This is a genomic window from Streptomyces sp. NPDC048196 (assembly GCF_040652715.1).
GTDB lineage: Bacteria > Actinomycetota > Actinomycetes > Streptomycetales > Streptomycetaceae > Streptomyces > Streptomyces siderophoricus.
Genome location: NZ_JBEZMM010000006.1, coordinates 166,296 through 182,458, shown reverse-complemented (window position 1 = coordinate 182,458; position 16,163 = coordinate 166,296). Strand labels below are relative to the sequence as shown.

The window sequence follows — 16,163 nt, the reverse complement described above, 5'->3', positions numbered from 1 at the left end:
TCCACGACCGATCCGGGTCCCGCCGGGCGTCTTCCACGCCGGCGGTTCCCCTTTCTCATTCGAGGAACACATGCGCATTCGTGCCACTGCCGCCGCACTGTCCGGCGCCCTGGCCATATCCGCCCTCGCGATCCCGGCCGCACAGGCCGCGGACGCCCCGGGCGCAGGCGCCGCCAAGGCGCAGCTCTCGACGTTCGCCGCCCAGTCCCCCGCCGTAGCAGGGGCGGACGACGCTCAGGGAGACACCAAGATCACGAACGTCACCGTCAACGGTGGCAAGGACATCGTGGTCGGCACCAGCCTGAAGAAGACGTACACCGTCTCCGTCACCGCCACCGACCCGGCCGGCATCTACGACGGCTACGCCTTCCTGTGGCACGGCACCGACCTGGATTCCAAGACCGGTGTGGACGGTGCCATGACCCCGGGCACCGACCACGGCAGCTGCAAGCAGGTCAACGCCACGACCTCCACCTGCTCGGTCACCCTGGTCGCCGACCCCGCCTCCACGATCTACGGCAACCTCCTCGCCGGCAGGTGGCACGTCTACGCGGCCGCGGTGGGCAAGGACGGCGACTACACCATCAAGGACACCTACAAGTCCGGCTGGGTGAAGCGTGCCTCCAAGCTGACCACGAACGCCGGGCCCGAGCCGGTGAAGGCGGGTGCGACCCTCACCGTCACCGGCGCCCTGACCCGGGCGAACTGGGACACCGACACGTACGGCGGGTACGGCAACCAGTCCGTGCAGCTGCAGTTCCGCAAGCAGGGCGCCAGCAGCTACAGCACCGTCAAGACCGTGACGTCGGACAGCCGCGGCAACCTGAAGACGACCGTGAAGGCGTCGGCCGACGGCTACTGGCGCTACGTCTTCGCCGGCACGCCGACGTCGTCGGTGGCCACGTCCACGAGCGACTACGTCGACGTGAAGTAACACGCCGAGGTGAGGTCCCCGGCCGCGCGAGGTGACTCGCCGAGGTGAAGCCGGGGACACAGGTGCGGGGCGGCCGCTTGTCGGCCGCCCCGCCCGCACTCTTTGGTGCGGGGCCGTGGAGTCGGGTCCCGCTGCCGCTCACGCCCCCGTGACGCCGTCGATGCGCTCCCGGAGCAGGTCCGCATGGCCGTTGTGGCGCGCGTACTCCTCGATCATGTGGACCAGGATCCAGCGCAACGACACGTCCTGGCCGCCGACATGGCCGGCCTCTTGTTCCGAGAGCCGGCCGGAGTCGTCCAGGGAACGGCCCGCGAGCAGCTCGCGGCTCCGGGCGACTTCCGCCCGCCAGGCCGCCAGCGCCTCGTCGATCCCGCGCCCGGGAAGGAGGGCAAAGCCGTCGCCCGCTCCCTGGCCGTGGTCATCGGCGAAGACCGCGGGCACCTCCTGGCCGGCGAACACCCGCTGGAACCAATTGCGTTCCACCTCCGCCATGTGCTGCACCAGGCCCAGCAGCGTCATCGGTGACGGCGGCACCGAGGCCGCCCGCAGTTGCCGATCGTCAAGCCCCTCGCACTTGAGGGGGAGCGTGGCGCGGTGGAAGTCCAACCAGGCCTCCAACGTGGCGCGTTCATCGGCGAGCGGTGGCGGTACGGTGCGTCCGTCCGGTGTCATGACCATGAACCACACCTTCGCACAGGGGGCAGGGCAGAGCCTCCTCCCGCTCCTCGATCACTCCTCGATGGCACCGCCGATGCGGCGGAGGTGCTGCCGGAAGGTGTAGGCGGGATCGGCGGCGCGGCGGGCCAGGTAGTCGTCGAAGGCCGTTTGGTGGCGCAGGGTCTGACCGGCGCGGATCTTGCGGGCCTGTTCGCGTTCGGTCCGCCGGATCTCGTGTGCGGTGGCGAGCACCTCGTCGGCGTGTTCGGCGGCGAGGAACAGCACACCGTCGTCATCACCGAAGACCAGGTCGTCGCGGCCGACCAGGTGCTCCCCGAACCGTGCCGTCGTGAGCGCCTCGGACTCCTGCTCGTCGAGCCGTACCGGGCCGGGGGGACAGGCGCCGTAGCTGAACACCGGGCGGCCGATGTCCACCAACTCCGGTGTGTCGCGGTGCAGGCCCCACACCACCAGCCCCGCCACCCCCGCCGCTTCGGCCTCCAGGACCGTCAGGTCCCCGATACACGCTTCGTCCGTCCGCCCGCCGTTGTCGATGACCAGTACGTCGCCCGCTTCGGCCTGGGCGAAGGCCTCCAGGAACACGTCCACACTGCCGTAATGCCGCACCGGCAACGCGCGGCCGGCGACCCGCTGACCGGGGACGACGGGGGCGATACCGGCCGGTGCCGGACGCAGCGGTACGCCATGGCGGACGCATGCGTCGGCCACCAGTGGGGTGGACAGGTCGGTGAAGGTACTCAACATGGTGTGATCCCCGCTCTCTGACGTGCGGCTTTCAAGATCTCTTACCGGCCGGGACTCTACGCGCCGACGCCGGACCGTGGTGCGGAGTGCCGGCCGGCCCTCCTGGCTCATCGGCCGCGCGGGGCGCCGTGCTGGGCCCCGTGCTGCAGCAGTCCCTCGGTGAAGTCCTCGGTCGCCGGTGCGTGCCGCGAGGTGTACGGACACGTCCAGTCCTGCTCCGTGAACCGACCGGAGAAGTGCCGTGCGGGCTGCTCGTATTCATACTCGGTGAAGCTCGGATTGACGGAACCGTTGTTCGTGGTCTCGCGCCGGCGAATGGCGCCCTGCATCGAGTAGAACTTCTCACCGAGAAGCATGAACTGCGCCAGGGAGTTGAAAGCGATCGCCGCCGTCGAGAAGCGACGGCTCGCCCTGGACGCGCCCGGGTGCATTCCCACGACGAAGAACGCGTGGCCGCCCGTGTGAAATCCGAAGTTCGGGGTGCGGGGATCGGACGAGGCGCCCTTGTCCAGCCCGAAGGTGCGGCTGTCGAGGTCATGCATGAGCTGGAGGTGCCGCCATATGAGCCCCTCGTAGGTGAGCTCGTCCACGGTCCCCGGCTCGTCGAACGTCGCGACGAACGTACGGAAGCTCCGGTCCGACAGCAGCGGCCGCACGGTCTCCACATATTCAAGGAGGTCGCGGTAATTCTCCCGGGCCGACCTTTCGTCGCCCATTCTTCGGTAGTGCCGGTGTGTGATGGTGTCGCGTTTCAGTGCGGCACGGGCACCCAGGCAGCTGAACTCCCGGGTTTGAATGAAGCGGTCCAGTTGGCTGCGTATGGCTGCGGTGCTGCGCAGGGCGGTATCGGGTTCAGTCATCGTGAGACCTTGCCTTGGCTGGATGTGAGCGCTTGATGTCAGCGGTGCGGGCGGCCCGGATGCGTCCCCTGCTTCAGGGGTGCCGTCGGCGTGCCGGTGGGGGAGCGCTGGGCACCGTGGCTGCTGATCGCCGCCCTCCCGGGACGTGATCAACGGCTGACCGAATCGACACTGAGGTGTACGAGTCCCCTGGGCAATACCTAAAGCGGACAAACTGTGGCTCATGGCGGCATCCAGCCTCAGGACGGGCAGCCCCGTCCGGTCATGGGAAGCGTCTGTGCGGCGGCCTGAGGTGAAGTCGGTGCGGCCTTTCCGTGGGGCTGTGGGTGCGGCGTGCAGCAACTTGCCGAAATCGTAAGGGCGTTGGGGTTCGGTATTCCGCCGGGCGGCATGTCGTGATCGCTTGCGGTGATGAGCGCAAGGGCCGGCAGGACCGCCCGTCCGGGTCGTATCCACCGAGGGGGTGGCTCCCCACTCCCATCCCGCCGCAACTACCCCGAACGCCGACTCTGAGCAATACCTGCCAGGCCAATTTATCCGCCGTGAATGTTCAAATTTTCGCCAACTCGAATTCTAGAATTTCCGGCCCGTATGAGTAATCGGCCGGTAGCTCTCCGGTGTGCCGCGGGCGCTGTGAGGCTCAACTGGGCGCCCCGTGCCGCCCGAATGGCCTGACGCTAAATCTCTGTATCGGGCACGCATTTCCGCCGAATGTAACTATTCAGTCAACGGCTCTTTGCAGGGCTCTGAATGCTCTCTAATCTGAGGCAACTTTTCGGCCAGCCCTGTCTTGAAAGGCCTCCTATGGCAAGCGTTGACCAGATCGCTCCCCTGAAGACACGCGATCCGGGCTCCCTCCGCAGGGACGTGGGACTGATCGGCCTGATGTGGGCCTCGGTCGGTTCGATCATCGGCTCCGGTTGGCTGTACGGAGCCCAGAAGGCCGTGGTCGTGGCCGGCCCGGCCGCGATCATCTCCTGGACCATCGGCGCGGTCGCGATCGTGCTCCTGGCCCTGGTGCACGCCGAACTCGGCGGACTCTTCCCGGTGGCCGGCGGTACGGCGCGGTATCCGCACTACGCCTTCGGCGGCCTGGCCGGCATGTCGTTCGGCTGGTTCTCCTGGCTCCAGGCCGCGACCGTGGCTCCCATCGAGGTCGAGGCCATGATCGGGTACGCCGGTCACTGGTCCTGGGCCCAGGGCTTCCTGCATGCCAACGGCACCCTCACCACCAGCGGTTTCATCGTGGCCGTCATCCTGATGGCGATCTTCGTCGCGGTGAACTTCCTCGGTGTGAAGGTCCTCGCCCACACCAACAGCGCCGCCACCTGGTGGAAGATCGCCGTACCCCTCGGGGCGATCTTCGTCATCGCGGCGACCAACTTCCACCCGCACAACTTCACCTCGCACGGCTTCGCACCGTTCGGCGCCAAGGGCGTCCTCAGCGCCATCAGCACCAGCGGCATCATCTTCGCGCTGCTCGGCTTCGAGCAGGCCATCCAGCTGGCCGGCGAGAGCCGCAACCCCAAGCGTGACCTGCCGCGCGCCACGATCGGTTCGGTCGTGATCGGCGCCGTCATCTACACCCTCCTGCAGGTGGTCTACATCGGCGCGCTGCCGCTGGCCTCCTTCGCGCACGGCTGGGCCAAGCTGGACTACGTCGGCATCAGCGGCCCGTGGGCCGGTCTGGCCACCGTCATCGGCCTGGGCTGGCTCGGCTGGGTCCTGTACGCGGACGCCATCGTGTCCCCCGGCGGCACCGGCCTCATCTACACCACCTCCACCTCGCGCATCTCCTACGGCCTGAGCAAGAACGGCTACGCCCCCAGGCTGTTCGAGCGCATCGACAAGCGCGGTGTGCCGTGGTTCGGCCTGATCATCTCCTTCCTGACCGGCGTGATCTGCTTCCTGCCGTTCCCGAGCTGGCAGGAGCTGGTCTCCTTCATCACCTCGGCGAGCGTCCTGATGTACGCCGGTGCCCCGCTCGCGTTCGGTGTCTTCCGTGACCGCCTGCCGAACCGCGAGCGTCCGTACCGCCTGCCCGGCGGCAACATCATCTCGCCGCTGTCCTTCGTCGTGGCCAGCCTGATCATCTACTGGGCCGGCTGGGAGACCCTGCAGCGGCTCGGCTGGGCGATCATCCTCGGGTACGTGCTGCTCGGCAGCTACGCCTGGTACGCGACGAAGAAGCAGCTGCCGAACGCGCCCCGGCTGGACTGGAAGGCCGCCCAGTGGCTGCCGGTCTACCTGATCGGCATGGGCCTCATCGCCTGGCAGGGCGGTTTCGGCGGCCAGGGGCACATCCCGATGTGGTGGGACATGGTGCTCGTCACGGCGTTCGCGCTGGGCATCTACTACTGGGCCCGCAGCACCGCGGTCTCGACCGAGGCCATCGAGCAGAACATCGAGGAGGTCGCGGTCGTGGACGAGGGCGGCCACTGACCGCACTCGATCCTCCACCTGAACGACCAGGAGCCGAGGGGCCCGGCCGGATTTCCGGCCGGGCCCCTCGGCCTTCGCGTGGGCGTCCGGCGGCTTCCGCGCCGGCCTCTGCTTTTCCTCGTCAGGATGCCGAGGCCGGGATCCCGCTATCCGTCCGCCTTCTCCTGCTCGTCCGCCGCTGCTCCCTGCACCCCCTTGAGCACCGCCAGGGCGGCTTCCACGCGCTCCTGCGTCGCGGCCTTGCTGAGGCCCGTGTCGGTGAGCAGTCCCGAGCCGTTCTCGTGCTCCAGCAGTGCCAGCAGGATGTGTTCGGTGCCGATGTAGTTGTGGCCCAGCCGCAGGGCCTCGCGGAAGGTGAGTTCGAGGACCTTCTTCGCCTCGGCGTCGAACGGGATGAGCGCGGGGACCGGTCCACCGGACGGAGGCAGGGCCGCCGTCGCCGCCTCCCGGACGGCGTCCAGTGACACGCCCTGGTCGAGGATCATCTTCCCCCCGAGCGCATCGGGTTCGGCGAGCAGCCCGAGGACGAGGTGCACGGTGCCGATCTCACCGTTGCCCGCCGCATGGGCCTCCTTCTGGGAGGCCACCACGACGCTCCTCGCCCGCGTGGTGTACCGGCTGAAGCCCTGGCTCGGGTCGAGGTCCGAATCGCCCGACGTCTTCGGCACGAACCGCTTCTGGGCGGCCTGGCGGGTGACGCCCATGCTCTTGCCGATGTCCGTCCAGCTGGCGCCGGAACGCCGGGCCTGGTCCACGAAGTGGCCGATGAGGTGATCGGCGATGTCGCCGAGGTGGTCAGCGGCGATCACCGCGTCGGTGAGCTGGTCGAGGGCGTCCGGATGGGCCTTCTTGATGGCCTCGATCAGGTCGTCGAGGCGTACGGGATGGGTGGGTCCGCCTGGATTCGTCATGTGACAACCGTAGGTTGACAGCGCGAAGGGTGTCAACCCGTGGTTGACGATGGCTGGATCCGGAACGAAATCGGCTCGCGCGAGGCCGGGGGAGAAGGTCACGATGGCGTGCGATGCCCGTTCCGGGGCGACTCTCCCGGACGGTGGCGAAGGGGGGAATCGGTGTCGAGGGCGCAGGGTTTCACGTACGAGGAGCAGGGTGACGGCGTCGTGGTGTGGCACCACGGGCGACGGGCGGCGGTGCTGCGCGGCGATCGGGCCGGGCGGTTCCTGCGCGAAGTGACGTCCGGGGACGCCCAGTTGGTGATGGCGCGGTGGACGGGCAACTACCGTCGCGGGAACGAACGGTCGGCGCGCCGTCATCCGCGCAATACCGCCGGCCGCTGACGGCCTTCGCCGCGCACGGACGAAAAGCGTCCCGGCGCCGACGCCGATCTCGATGTCCGTGCATCGAGGTCCGCGCGGTGCCGGGACGCCCTGGTGCCTGGTGCCCGATGCCGTGAGCCGGCCAGGGGCTTACTTCACGTTCACGCCCGCCCAGGCGGCGCCGACTGCCTTGTACTCGGCGCTGGTCGTGCCGTACAGGTCACCGGCCGCCTTCAGGGTCGCGGTGCGCGCGGCCTTGTAGTTGGTGGTGGAGGTCATGTACGTGGTGAGGGCCTTGTACCAGATCTTCTCGGCCTTGTCCCGGCCGATGCCGGTGACCTTGGAGCCGTCGACGGTGGGGCTGTTGTAGCTGACGCCGTTGATGGTCTTGGCGCCGCTGCCCTCGGAGAGCAGGTAGAAGAAGTGGTTGGCGACGCCGGACGAGTAGTGCACGTCCTTGTTGCCGACCGTGCTCGACCAGTAGTCCGCCGAGCCGCCGTCCTTGCTGGGCTTGTCCATGTAGCGCAGCGGGGTGCCGTCACCGTTGATGTCGATCTTCTCGCCGATGAGGTAGTCGCCCGGGTCGGTGGCGTTCTTGGCGTAGAACTCGGCCGAGGTGCCGAAGATGTCGGACGTCGCCTCGTTGAGACCGCCGGACTCACCGCTGTAGTTGAGGCCGGCGGTGGCCGCGGTGACACCGTGGCTCATCTCGTGGGCGGCCACGTCGAGGGCGGTCAGCGGGTGGCTGTTGCCGCTGCCGTCGCCGTACGTCATGCAGAAGCAGCCGTCGTCCCAGAAGGCGTTGACGTAGCTGTTGCCGTAGTGGACGCGGGAGTACGCGCCCTTGCCGTCGTTGCGGATGCCGTTGCGGCCGAAGGTGTTCTTGTAGAAGTCCCAGGTGACCGCCGCACCGTAGTGGGCGTCGACACCGGCGGTCTGCCGGCCGCCGCCCCACACGTCGTCCGCGTCGGTGAACAGCGTCCCGGTGCCGGACGTCTTCTGGTTGAGGTCGTACGTCTTGTGGCCGCCGCGGGCACCATCGGTGAGCTGGTACGTCGACCCGCTCTTCGTGGTGGTCAGCGGGACCTTGCCGCTGTAGGTGCTGGTACCGGTACCGGTCTCGATCGCCTCGTCCTCGAACAGCTTCTTGCCGGTGGCCGCGTCCGTGATGACGTGCAGTGCGCTCGGGGTGCCGTCCTTCTGCGTGCCGGTGACGACGGTCTCGTAGGCGAGGACCGGCTTGCCCGAGGCGGCCCAGATCACCTTGCGCGGCGTGCCGGAGGTGCCGGTCTCGGTGTCCTTCTTCGCCACGGCAGCGCTGAGGGCGCTCTTCTTCGCGGCGGAGGGGGCGAGCGAGGCGGTCGTACTGGCCACGGATATCCGGGACTTGGCCGCCTTGGTGACGCTGCGGGTGCCGTTCTTGGCCTGGTGCACCACCAGGTCACCGCCCAGAACGGGCAGGCCGGCGTAGGTGCGGTCGTAGCGGGTGTGCACCGTGCCGTTCGCGTCCTTGATGACGTCCCGGACGACGAGCTTCTCCTTCGCGCCAAGGCCGATCTTGGCGGCGATCGTGGAAGCGCTGCTCTGTGCCTCCTGCAGCGCGGACACCCGCTGCGCTGCGGAGAGTTGGACCGCCGACGCGCCGGTCGCGCGGTCCGCCTGCGCACTGGCCGATCCGGCCTGGACGCCGACCGCGACCATCGCGGCGGAGGCGACCAGGGCGGCAGCGCGCAGGGTGTTCTTGCGGGGGGTGGACGAAGTCCGTCTCAACTCGGTCTCCCTTGTGAGGGCCACGGGGTCGCGGCCCAAGAGGTGGGGCCGGGCAGCCGAGGGGTGGGGTGCCCGGTGGAGGAGTGAATCGACCGAAGATTGCCACGAGTTGAGATCGATTGACAGATGTTCAACAAGCAAGAAACTGCGAATTTACGAATCGGACCGCTTCCTGACAGGTTTTGTCCCGCAGTGCGGCGTCTTGTGGATGCCCAGCTGTGCTCGCGGCCCCCGTTGACCTGACTCCTGCTGCTCGCACCCACCACGTGCCGCAGGACTCACACCCGCCACGGCCCGCGGGAGCAGAGCGCATCGGCACGCTCACCGACCGTGTGCTGCCCGGGGGAGGGCATCCCCTGCACCTGCCAACCACGGCGCAGCGCCCTAGGCTGAACGCCAAGGCACACGGTGAGGCGGTGGCGTGCACATGGCACTACGGCACCAGCTGATCAGGACCCGGCGGGACACGGTATGGGCCGTCCTGGCGGACGGCTCGCGCTACCAGGACTGGGTGGTGGGAACGGTCCACTCGCGCCCGAAGGACGGCAACTGGCCGCGGCTCGGCTCCGCCCTTGCGTACACGTTCCGGCTGGGGCCGTGGGAACTCGACGGCCAGACCATCGTCCGGTGCAGCGAGCCACCGCGACGGCTTGAGCTGGAGATCGACAGCGGACGGCTCGGCACCGCACGCATCGCCCTGGAACTGCGCCCCTGGGGCGAGCACACCGTGGTCATCGCCGACGAGCACCCGCTGACCGGCCCGAGCGGACGACTGCACAATGCCGGCGTCGACATGCTGCTCCAGCTGCGCCACCGCCGCATGCTCGCCAACCTGGCCAAAGTGGCGGAAGACACCGACCAGGAAGGGGCCGAGGCGAGGGACAGGTAGCGCTCCGCGGCGGGAACGCGCGGTCAGTCGGCGGGCTTCTCCCATACGGAGACGTGCCGGTCGCTCTCGCTCGTGAAGGGCCCCTTCCCCCAGCCGTCCCACCGCTCGCGCCGCCGCAGCCCCGCCAGTTGAGCCATCAGATCGAGCTCCGAGGGCCAGACGTACCGGAACGGGATCGACCGGTACTCCCCGCGGCCGTCGACGACATCGACGTAGTTCGAGCTCATGGCCTGGGTGGCGACGTCGTAGAGATCGAAGGCCCAGCTGGTCGGGCTCACCTTGAAGGGCACGACGTTCTGGCCGGGTGGCAGCCTTCTCAGCTCCGGGACGCCGACCTCGATGACGAAGCAGCCACCCGGTGCGAGGTGGGCCGCGGCGTTGCGGAAGCACGCCACCTGCTCCGCCTGGGTCGTCAGATTCATGATCGTGTTGAACACGAGATACGCGAGGGAGAACGTCCCTGGTACGCGCGTCGTCGCGAAGTCGCCGATCGTCACGTCGATCGCATCGGCGCCGGGCTTGTCCCACAGCCGCGCGACCATCGCCCGTGACATGTCGATACCGTGCACCGGAACCCCGCGGCGCGCCAGCGGCAGGGCGATCCGCCCCGTTCCGATGCCCAGCTCAAGGGCCCGGCCTTCACCGGCCAGCCCCGCCAGCACCTCGACCGTCTCGGCCACGACGTCCGGGGCGAACATGTCCCCCGAGGACGCGTCGTACCTGGCAGCGACCTGCTCTCCGAAATACCCGTCCTTATCGTCCAGTTCATCCACCTCGCGACCGTACCGCGGAGCCGCTTCCGCACGCTCCTCATTTTCGACGGTCGGGCCGGGCCGGGCCGGGCCGGGACCTGGCCTCCGCCTCTGCCTCTGCCTCGGACTCCGATTCCGACTCCGACTCCGAGTCGGACTCGGTCCCGGACCGGTGCGAGATCGCACCGGCGTCAGTCGCGCATCGGCCGGTCGAGGAGCGGGGTGAGCTCGGCATCGGTCGCCGGCCTGAGGGTCGTCAGCAGGTGCCGGGCCCCGGACAGGCCGGGGCGGCCGCTGCCCTGAACGGTCACCGTGTGGACCAGCCCGTTGCGGCGCAACCGCAGTTCCCGCCACTTGTAGTCGCCCTCGTGGATGACCAGTTGGCGGCCGTCCCCGTCGTCCGAGCAGCGGATCGTTTCGCCGAACGGGACGGGACAGCCGCGCGCATCGGAACGCCGGGTGTCGTGCCCGATCCGCTCCACGGAGAGGTGCAGGTCCGGGGCGCCGGGGCGCGTGTAGGTCGCGCCGAAGGAGCTCTCGCTCGCTCCGACGTCTTCCAGCGTGTATCCGGACGGGGGGTCACCGACCCGCAGCAGGGTGCGGTCGACATCGTTGGCGGTGAGCCACTCGGTGAGCGTGGGCGGCTGGGCGGCCTCCCAGGCGAGGTACGAGCCGCCGGCCGCGAGGAGGGCCGCGGCGGCGAGCGTGGCCGGCCGGGTCCGGGTGCCCGGGAGGAAGAAGGCGGCGCCCAGCGTGTACCAGAGGCCGCCCCAGGGATACAGCAGAACGGTGCTGTGCAAGCCGTCGTCGCGCAGGTTCGCCGCGACGGCTGCCACCGCCCCCGCTGTGCCGCAGACGTACACGCCCGCCGCCCAGGCCCACCGTCCGCGCGCCCGGCGGGTGAGCGGCACGAACGAGCGGACGGAGGTGGCGAGCGCGGCGAGCGACGTCATGCCCAGCACCGGCCCGGCGACCAGGACGGCCACGAGCGCCGCGGTGCTGCCGGCGAAGAGCGCGATCAGCACCGCCTGGAACTGGACGGCGGTCAGCACACAGCCGACGCACGCGACGGCTGCGAGGTGGGCGAAGAGGCGCCCTGCTGCAAGCTTCCGGACCATACTTCGTGATCACGCGGAGGCGGGCACGGCGGTTCCGCACCGACGGGACTCACCTCACCGGGTCAATGCCGAAAGCCGGTGCGCCGAGGTCGTGCGTCGCGCGGCAGCCGCTCGTAGTCGACGGCGACGGTGTCGCAGGCCGTGCGAACGGCATGCAGATGGGGTGCTTCGATCGTGAACGAGGGCGGTAGCCCCCCTCTCCGAATCGTCGAACGGGCGGGGCGTAGCCTGCCGTACCGAACATCCAACGGCGAGGGGGAACACTCTGTCCGCGTACACACCGCCACCTCCCGGCGGACCGTCCCCGCATGACCAGAACGGCCCGAACCTCTATGGTCCGCCGCCCGGACCGGCCCCCTACGGGCAGAGCGGGCCCGCCCCGTACGGGCCACCCGCTGCGGCCCCCTACGGCCAGTCGGCGCCGCCGCAGTGGGGCCAGCAGCAGTGGGGGCAGGTCCAGCCGCAGCCGGGTGCTCCCGTGTTCGTGCCGACCGGGCCGAATCCCCGGCAGTGGCTCAGGCCGGTGATCGCGCTGGCCGTCGTGGTGGCTCTCGGCACGGTGTTCTGGCTGCTCAGTGACGGCAAGGAGCCGGAGAAGACCGCCCGTGAGGCGAGCGTCGGGGACTGCCTGGAGAACCGGGGCACGCACGCCGAGCCGGTGCTCTTCACCGTCAACTGCACCGATCCCAAGGCGGATTACAAGATCCGGTTCACGCCGGGGCCGCGCGGTGAGTGCCCCGCTGAATTCACCCAGTACGAGGAGAGGGGCGGCAGGCTCGGGGACACCACGCTCTGCCTGACCCACGTCGACCACTGACACCCCAACGGCACTGATACTCCAATGCCACTGACACTCCAACGGCACCGGCACTGACACCCCAGCGTCACCGAGATCCCATAGACACTGACACCCCGCAGGCGCCGGACGGGGCCGCCGGGCCGGCCGCTATGAGTGGGTCACCGCTGGGGCTCGGCCATCGCCACCGGCGCGTAGTGGGTGGTCCAGCCCCGGCGCAGTTCCCAGGTGCCGCCGTCCCGCGCTGCGCCGCGCAGCCCGTGGACGGTGTCGGCACCGGCGAGTTCGACCAGCCGGGGCGTGCCGAGGGAGGCGAAGCCGACGGTGCGGGCGGGGTCCCAGTCGGTGGAGCGGCGCAGGCGCCGGACCAGGTGGGCGACGCCGGCCGGTGCGCCGGCCAGCACCCAGGCGTCCGGGGTCTGGGCGGTCAGCCGCCGGGCGGGGCGCAGCCACGAGGCCGCTTCCTCGGGCCAGTCGACGACCGCGAGGACGTCCTTGCCGAGTGTCTGCCAGGCCGCGGTGAACGCCCGCGCGGCGGCGCGGGAATGCCCGTCCCGGCCGTGACCGACGGCGAGGGACCGGATCCGCGAGCGGTGCGCGGTCAGCAGGCCGGTCAGGGCGGCCAGCTCCGCCTCGGTGTGCGGTGCGGGCAAACCCTGCGTACCCGGCCGGGGGCCGCTGGCGGGCTCGTTCATGACGCGTCGTGGAAGACGAGGCCGAGCGTCCGTCGCACCCCGGTGCGGACCGTGCTCACGCCGTGCCGCATGGGTCCGACGGACCAGCCGCGGCGGGAGGCCACCGGCCGGTCGCGCGTGGTGAAGACCAGTGCGTGGCCCTGGGGGAGCGTGGTGGACGATCCGCGGGACTGGGCGCGGGGTCGCTGTTCGGTCATCAGGAACTCGCCGCCGGTGAAATCGACACCGGGTGCGTCGAGGCCGATGACGACCTGGAGCGGGAAGACCATCTCGCCGAACACATCGCGGTGCAGCGCGTTCCAGTCGCCCGCGCCGTAACGCAGCAGGATCTGGGCGGACTTGGCCTGCCCGGCCCGGTGGCACATCGCCAGCCACCGTCCCAGGTCGTCCGGCCACGGGGCGCTCCGCCCGAGCTTGCCGGCCCAGTCGCGGGCGATCGGCAGCAGGTGCGGGTAGAACGCCTCGCGCAGTTTCCGGACGGCGTCCGGCAGGTCGTGGGTGAAGTAGCGGTACTGGCCGGAGCCGAAGCGGTGGCGGGCCATGTCGACGGTGGTGCGGAAGCGTTCGGCGTCGTCGTACAGGGCGGCGATCTCATGGCACTGGCCGGGGCTGAGCAGCGGTCCGGTGAGCGCGCTGCCGTACTCGTTGAGCTCGTCGGTGAGGGCGTCCCAGTTGGCGGCGTCGACCCGTGCGGTGAGGCTGCCGTCCGGTCGGGCGGCGTCGGTCTTGGTGAGGGGCATGGCCCGGGGCATGGTGGGGTCCTTCGTTACGGTGCGTCGCTTGAGTCGCTTGCATCGCCTGAGTCGCTTGCTTGCTTGCTTGCGTCGCTCAGGCACTGGGCATTCAGGCGGCTGCCCGGGTGGCGCCCTCGTGGAAGGGCGTCGTCACCGGGTTCCTCCTCCACAGGCAAGTCTGCGAGGTGCCCCGCAGCGGGGCTGGCGGTATTCGGACGTGATATCGGGATGACCTGCGACGGGCCCCGGCGCGCGGGTCTGGATGGTCGAAAGCAGGTTTGGCGGCCAACGGTTGCGGCTACACAGTGAGGCGCGGTGATGGGCCGGAACCCGCCGCCGGCCGCCAGTTTCTCGGAGGGGCGATGTCGCAGCTGGACCACGACCGGCGGCGGGAGCCGCTGGACGCCTCCCAGAATCCGCGCGTCAAGGCGGGCAGCAGGATCCGGAAGTACGTGACGACCACCGATCACAAGGTGATCGGCAATATGTATCTCGTTACGTCCTTCGGGTTCTTCCTGTTCGCCGGCATTCTGGCGATGCTGATGCGCGCGGAGCTGGCCCGACCGGGCATGCAGATCGTCAGCAATCAGCAGTACAACCAGCTGTTCACCATTCACGGCACGGTCATGATGCTGCTCTTCGCGACCCCGACGTTCGCCGGATTCGCCAATGCCGTCATGCCCCTGCAGATCGGCGCCCCCGATGTCGCCTTTCCCCGACTCAATGCCCTGACGTACTGGCTCTTCCTCTTCGGCGGGCTGATGGTGGTGTCGGGTTTCGTCGTGCCGGGCGGTGCGGCACCCTTCGGATGGTTCGCCTACGCGCCGCTGAACAGCGAAGTGTTCTCGCCGGGTGCCGGCGGCGACCTGTGGGCGGCGGGCCTGGTCGTCGCCGGTCTCAGCACCACCCTCGGTTCGGTCAATTTCATCGCCACCATCATCACGCTGCGCGCCCCCGGAATGACGATGTTCCGGATGCCGATCTTCACGTGGAACATCCTCTTCACCTCCATCCTGGCGCTGCTCGCCTTTCCCGTGCTCACCGCCGCACTCCTGGCTCTGCTGGCCGACCGCAGGCTGGGTGCGCACGTCTATGACGCGGCCAATGGCGGGGCGCTGCTGTGGCAGCACCTTTTCTGGTTCTTCGGCCATCCCGAGGTCTATATCGTCGCGCTGCCGTTCTTCGGCGTGGTGACCGAGATCGTGCCCGTCTTCAGCCGCAAACCGGTCTTCGGATACGTCGGCATGGTCGGCGCGACGATCGCCATCACCATGCTGTCCGCCACGGTGTGGGCGCACCACATGTTCGCCACGGGCGCGGTGCTGCTGCCGTTCTTCTCCCTGATGTCCTTCCTGATCGCGGCACCGACCGGGGTGAAGTTCTTCAACTGGATCGGGACGATGTGGCGGGGCAGCCTGTCGTTCGAGACGCCGATGCTCTGGGCCGTCGGATTCATGGTGACCTTTCTCCTCGGGGGGCTCAGCGGCGTTCTGATCGCCTCACCGCCCATGGATTTCCATGTCACCGATACGTACTTCATCGTCGCGCATCTGCATTATGTGCTGTTCGGCACGATCGTCTTCGCGATGTTCGGCGGCTTCTATTTCTGGTGGCCGAAGTGGACCGGCCGGATGCTCGACGAACGGCTGGGGAAGATCCACTTCTGGACGTTGTTCGTCGGCTTCCAGACCACCTTCCTCGTCCACCACTGGCTCGGCGAGATGGGCATGCCGCGCCGGTACGCCGACTATCTCGCCGCCGACGGCTTCACCCTGCTGAACACCATCTCCTCGGTCGGTGCGTTCCTGCTGGGCCTGTCGACCCTGCCCTTCCTCTACAACGTCTGGAAAACCGCGAAGTACGCGCCCAAGGTGGAGTCCGACGACCCGTGGGGATTCGGTCGGTCGCTGGAATGGGCCACTTCCTGTCCACCGCCCCGCCACAACTTCGTGGCGCTTCCCCGGATCCGCTCCGACTCGCCCGCCTTCGACCTCCATCATCCCCAGTACCTCGAACTCGCCCCGGGTGAACGCGGCACGTCCGAACCGACCCCGGACACCTTGGGAGACGAGCAGAAATGAAAGCCGAGGCGTATCTCTTCGCGGGGGTGGCTATTTTCTTCCTGCTCACCGACGCGGTGTACATCTGGTTCGCCCGGGAACCGGCCGGCATTGCCGCACTCACGGTGTCCTGTTTCATGGCGGTCGTCATCTCGTTCTTCTGCGCAATGAACTACCGCCGCAAGGGCGAACGGCCGGAGGACCGGCAGGAATCCGAGATCCAGGAGCGCAGCGGCCCGCTGGATTTCTTCCCGCCGCACAGCGGCTATCCGATCGTGGTCGCGCTGGGTGGGGCACTGCTCGCGCTCGGCATGGTCTACGCGGTGTGGCTGCTCCTCATCGGGGTCGGCGTCACCGTGTCCGCCGTCTTCGGCATGGTCTTCGAATTCGCCCGCCGCGACGACTGAGCGGTGA

Annotated in this window: 16 protein-coding genes; 7 read left to right on the top strand and 9 right to left on the bottom strand. The window is 69.0% G+C overall.

Features of this window, described 5'->3' with window-relative positions; all coding sequences use genetic code 11:
- Positions 1-70: 70 nt before the first annotated feature.
- Complete coding sequence (locus tag AB0E02_RS10090) at positions 71-934, top strand: calcium-binding protein (RefSeq protein WP_362137525.1); 864 nt, start codon at positions 71-73, stop codon at positions 932-934.
- Positions 935-1,072: 138 nt separating this feature from the next.
- Here the strand turns inward: AB0E02_RS10090 and AB0E02_RS10085 are convergent, their stop codons facing one another.
- The 3 genes from AB0E02_RS10085 to gntA all read right to left on the bottom strand — a co-directional run bounded on the left by AB0E02_RS10085 (position 1,073) and on the right by gntA (position 3,216).
- Positions 1,073-1,612, bottom strand: coding sequence for a DinB family protein (locus AB0E02_RS10085; RefSeq protein ID WP_362137524.1), 540 nt, complete (start codon positions 1,610-1,612; stop codon positions 1,073-1,075).
- Between the two features lie 51 nt (positions 1,613-1,663).
- A complete protein-coding gene (locus AB0E02_RS10080; protein WP_362137523.1) occupies positions 1,664-2,356 on the bottom strand; it encodes an RraA family protein in 693 nt (230 codons plus the stop codon).
- Positions 2,357-2,463: 107 nt separating this feature from the next.
- Positions 2,464-3,216: a guanitoxin biosynthesis heme-dependent pre-guanitoxin N-hydroxylase GntA gene (gene gntA, locus AB0E02_RS10075; protein ID WP_362137522.1), complete on the bottom strand. Its 753-nt coding sequence runs from the start codon at positions 3,214-3,216 to the stop codon at positions 2,464-2,466.
- A gap of 804 nt (positions 3,217-4,020) precedes the next feature.
- Here gntA and AB0E02_RS10070 point away from each other — a divergent pair.
- The gene (locus AB0E02_RS10070; RefSeq protein WP_362137521.1) at positions 4,021-5,658 is read left to right on the top strand and encodes an APC family permease; all 1,638 of its coding nucleotides are present in this window, start codon (positions 4,021-4,023) and stop codon (positions 5,656-5,658) included.
- A gap of 146 nt (positions 5,659-5,804) precedes the next feature.
- Here the strand turns inward: AB0E02_RS10070 and AB0E02_RS10065 are convergent, their stop codons facing one another.
- The gene (locus AB0E02_RS10065; RefSeq protein ID WP_362137520.1) at positions 5,805-6,569 is read right to left on the bottom strand and encodes a Clp protease N-terminal domain-containing protein; all 765 of its coding nucleotides are present in this window, start codon (positions 6,567-6,569) and stop codon (positions 5,805-5,807) included.
- Positions 6,570-6,731: 162 nt separating this feature from the next.
- Here AB0E02_RS10065 and AB0E02_RS10060 point away from each other — a divergent pair, with 162 nt between their 5' ends.
- Positions 6,732-6,956 (top strand): hypothetical protein, encoded by a 225-nt coding sequence (locus AB0E02_RS10060; RefSeq protein ID WP_362137519.1) that lies wholly within the window; start codon positions 6,732-6,734, stop codon positions 6,954-6,956.
- A 129-nt stretch (positions 6,957-7,085) separates the two neighbouring features.
- Here AB0E02_RS10060 and AB0E02_RS10055 read toward each other — a convergent pair whose 3' ends face one another.
- Positions 7,086-8,705 (bottom strand): M4 family metallopeptidase, encoded by a 1,620-nt coding sequence (locus AB0E02_RS10055; protein ID WP_362137518.1) that lies wholly within the window; start codon positions 8,703-8,705, stop codon positions 7,086-7,088.
- A 427-nt stretch (positions 8,706-9,132) separates the two neighbouring features.
- Between AB0E02_RS10055 and AB0E02_RS10050 the strand changes: the two genes are divergently transcribed.
- Entirely contained in the window at positions 9,133-9,594 is a 462-nt protein-coding gene (locus AB0E02_RS10050) for an SRPBCC family protein (protein WP_362137517.1), read from the top strand.
- A gap of 23 nt (positions 9,595-9,617) precedes the next feature.
- Here the strand turns inward: AB0E02_RS10050 and AB0E02_RS10045 are convergent, their stop codons facing one another.
- Entirely contained in the window at positions 9,618-10,358 is a 741-nt protein-coding gene (locus tag AB0E02_RS10045) for a class I SAM-dependent methyltransferase (protein ID WP_362137637.1), read from the bottom strand.
- A gap of 179 nt (positions 10,359-10,537) precedes the next feature.
- The gene (locus AB0E02_RS10040; RefSeq protein WP_362137516.1) at positions 10,538-11,464 is read right to left on the bottom strand and encodes a hypothetical protein; all 927 of its coding nucleotides are present in this window, start codon (positions 11,462-11,464) and stop codon (positions 10,538-10,540) included.
- Positions 11,465-11,942: 478 nt separating this feature from the next.
- On the opposite strand from AB0E02_RS10040, the gene AB0E02_RS10035 reads away from it, so the two are divergent.
- Positions 11,943-12,281: a hypothetical protein gene (locus AB0E02_RS10035; protein ID WP_362137515.1), complete on the top strand. Its 339-nt coding sequence runs from the start codon at positions 11,943-11,945 to the stop codon at positions 12,279-12,281.
- A 140-nt stretch (positions 12,282-12,421) separates the two neighbouring features.
- Here the strand turns inward: AB0E02_RS10035 and AB0E02_RS10030 are convergent, their stop codons facing one another.
- Together AB0E02_RS10030 and AB0E02_RS10025 are read right to left on the bottom strand one after the other, a co-directional pair.
- The gene (locus tag AB0E02_RS10030) at positions 12,422-12,955 is read right to left on the bottom strand and encodes an ABC transporter substrate-binding protein (protein ID WP_362137514.1); all 534 of its coding nucleotides are present in this window, start codon (positions 12,953-12,955) and stop codon (positions 12,422-12,424) included.
- On the bottom strand, positions 12,952-13,695 hold the full coding sequence (locus AB0E02_RS10025) for a 2OG-Fe(II) oxygenase (protein WP_362137636.1): 744 nt from the start codon (positions 13,693-13,695) through the stop codon (positions 12,952-12,954). Before AB0E02_RS10025 ends, AB0E02_RS10030 begins: the two co-directional genes overlap by 4 nt.
- A 356-nt stretch (positions 13,696-14,051) precedes the next feature.
- Between AB0E02_RS10025 and ctaD the strand changes: the two genes are divergently transcribed.
- Both ctaD and AB0E02_RS10015 read left to right on the top strand, forming a co-directional pair.
- The gene (ctaD, locus tag AB0E02_RS10020; RefSeq protein WP_362137512.1) at positions 14,052-15,770 is read left to right on the top strand and encodes a cytochrome c oxidase subunit I; all 1,719 of its coding nucleotides are present in this window, start codon (positions 14,052-14,054) and stop codon (positions 15,768-15,770) included.
- A complete protein-coding gene (locus tag AB0E02_RS10015) occupies positions 15,767-16,156 on the top strand; it encodes a cytochrome c oxidase subunit 4 (RefSeq protein ID WP_362137511.1) in 390 nt (129 codons plus the stop codon). The genes ctaD and AB0E02_RS10015 overlap by 4 nt, the downstream gene beginning before the upstream one ends.
- Positions 16,157-16,163 lie beyond the last annotated feature (7 nt).

Excerpts from the sequence above, each read along its gene's own strand:
- AB0E02_RS10050 (WP_362137517.1), top strand. The coding sequence starts at position 9,133 with ATGGCACTACGGCACCAGCTGATCAGGACCCGGCGGGACACGGTATGG.
- AB0E02_RS10065 (WP_362137520.1), bottom strand. The coding sequence starts at position 6,569 with ATGACGAATCCAGGCGGACCCACCCATCCCGTACGCCTCGACGACCTG.
- gntA (WP_362137522.1), bottom strand. The coding sequence starts at position 3,216 with ATGACTGAACCCGATACCGCCCTGCGCAGCACCGCAGCCATACGCAGC.
- AB0E02_RS10085 (WP_362137524.1), bottom strand. The coding sequence starts at position 1,612 with ATGGTCATGACACCGGACGGACGCACCGTACCGCCACCGCTCGCCGAT.
- ctaD (WP_362137512.1), top strand. The coding sequence starts at position 14,052 with ATGTCGCAGCTGGACCACGACCGGCGGCGGGAGCCGCTGGACGCCTCC.
- AB0E02_RS10070 (WP_362137521.1), top strand. The coding sequence starts at position 4,021 with ATGGCAAGCGTTGACCAGATCGCTCCCCTGAAGACACGCGATCCGGGC.
- AB0E02_RS10025 (WP_362137636.1), bottom strand. The coding sequence starts at position 13,695 with ATGCCCCTCACCAAGACCGACGCCGCCCGACCGGACGGCAGCCTCACC.
- AB0E02_RS10090 (WP_362137525.1), top strand. The coding sequence starts at position 71 with ATGCGCATTCGTGCCACTGCCGCCGCACTGTCCGGCGCCCTGGCCATA.
- AB0E02_RS10015 (WP_362137511.1), top strand. The coding sequence starts at position 15,767 with ATGAAAGCCGAGGCGTATCTCTTCGCGGGGGTGGCTATTTTCTTCCTG.
- AB0E02_RS10080 (WP_362137523.1), bottom strand. The coding sequence starts at position 2,356 with ATGTTGAGTACCTTCACCGACCTGTCCACCCCACTGGTGGCCGACGCA.
- AB0E02_RS10030 (WP_362137514.1), bottom strand. The coding sequence starts at position 12,955 with ATGAACGAGCCCGCCAGCGGCCCCCGGCCGGGTACGCAGGGTTTGCCC.
- AB0E02_RS10040 (WP_362137516.1), bottom strand. The coding sequence starts at position 11,464 with ATGGTCCGGAAGCTTGCAGCAGGGCGCCTCTTCGCCCACCTCGCAGCC.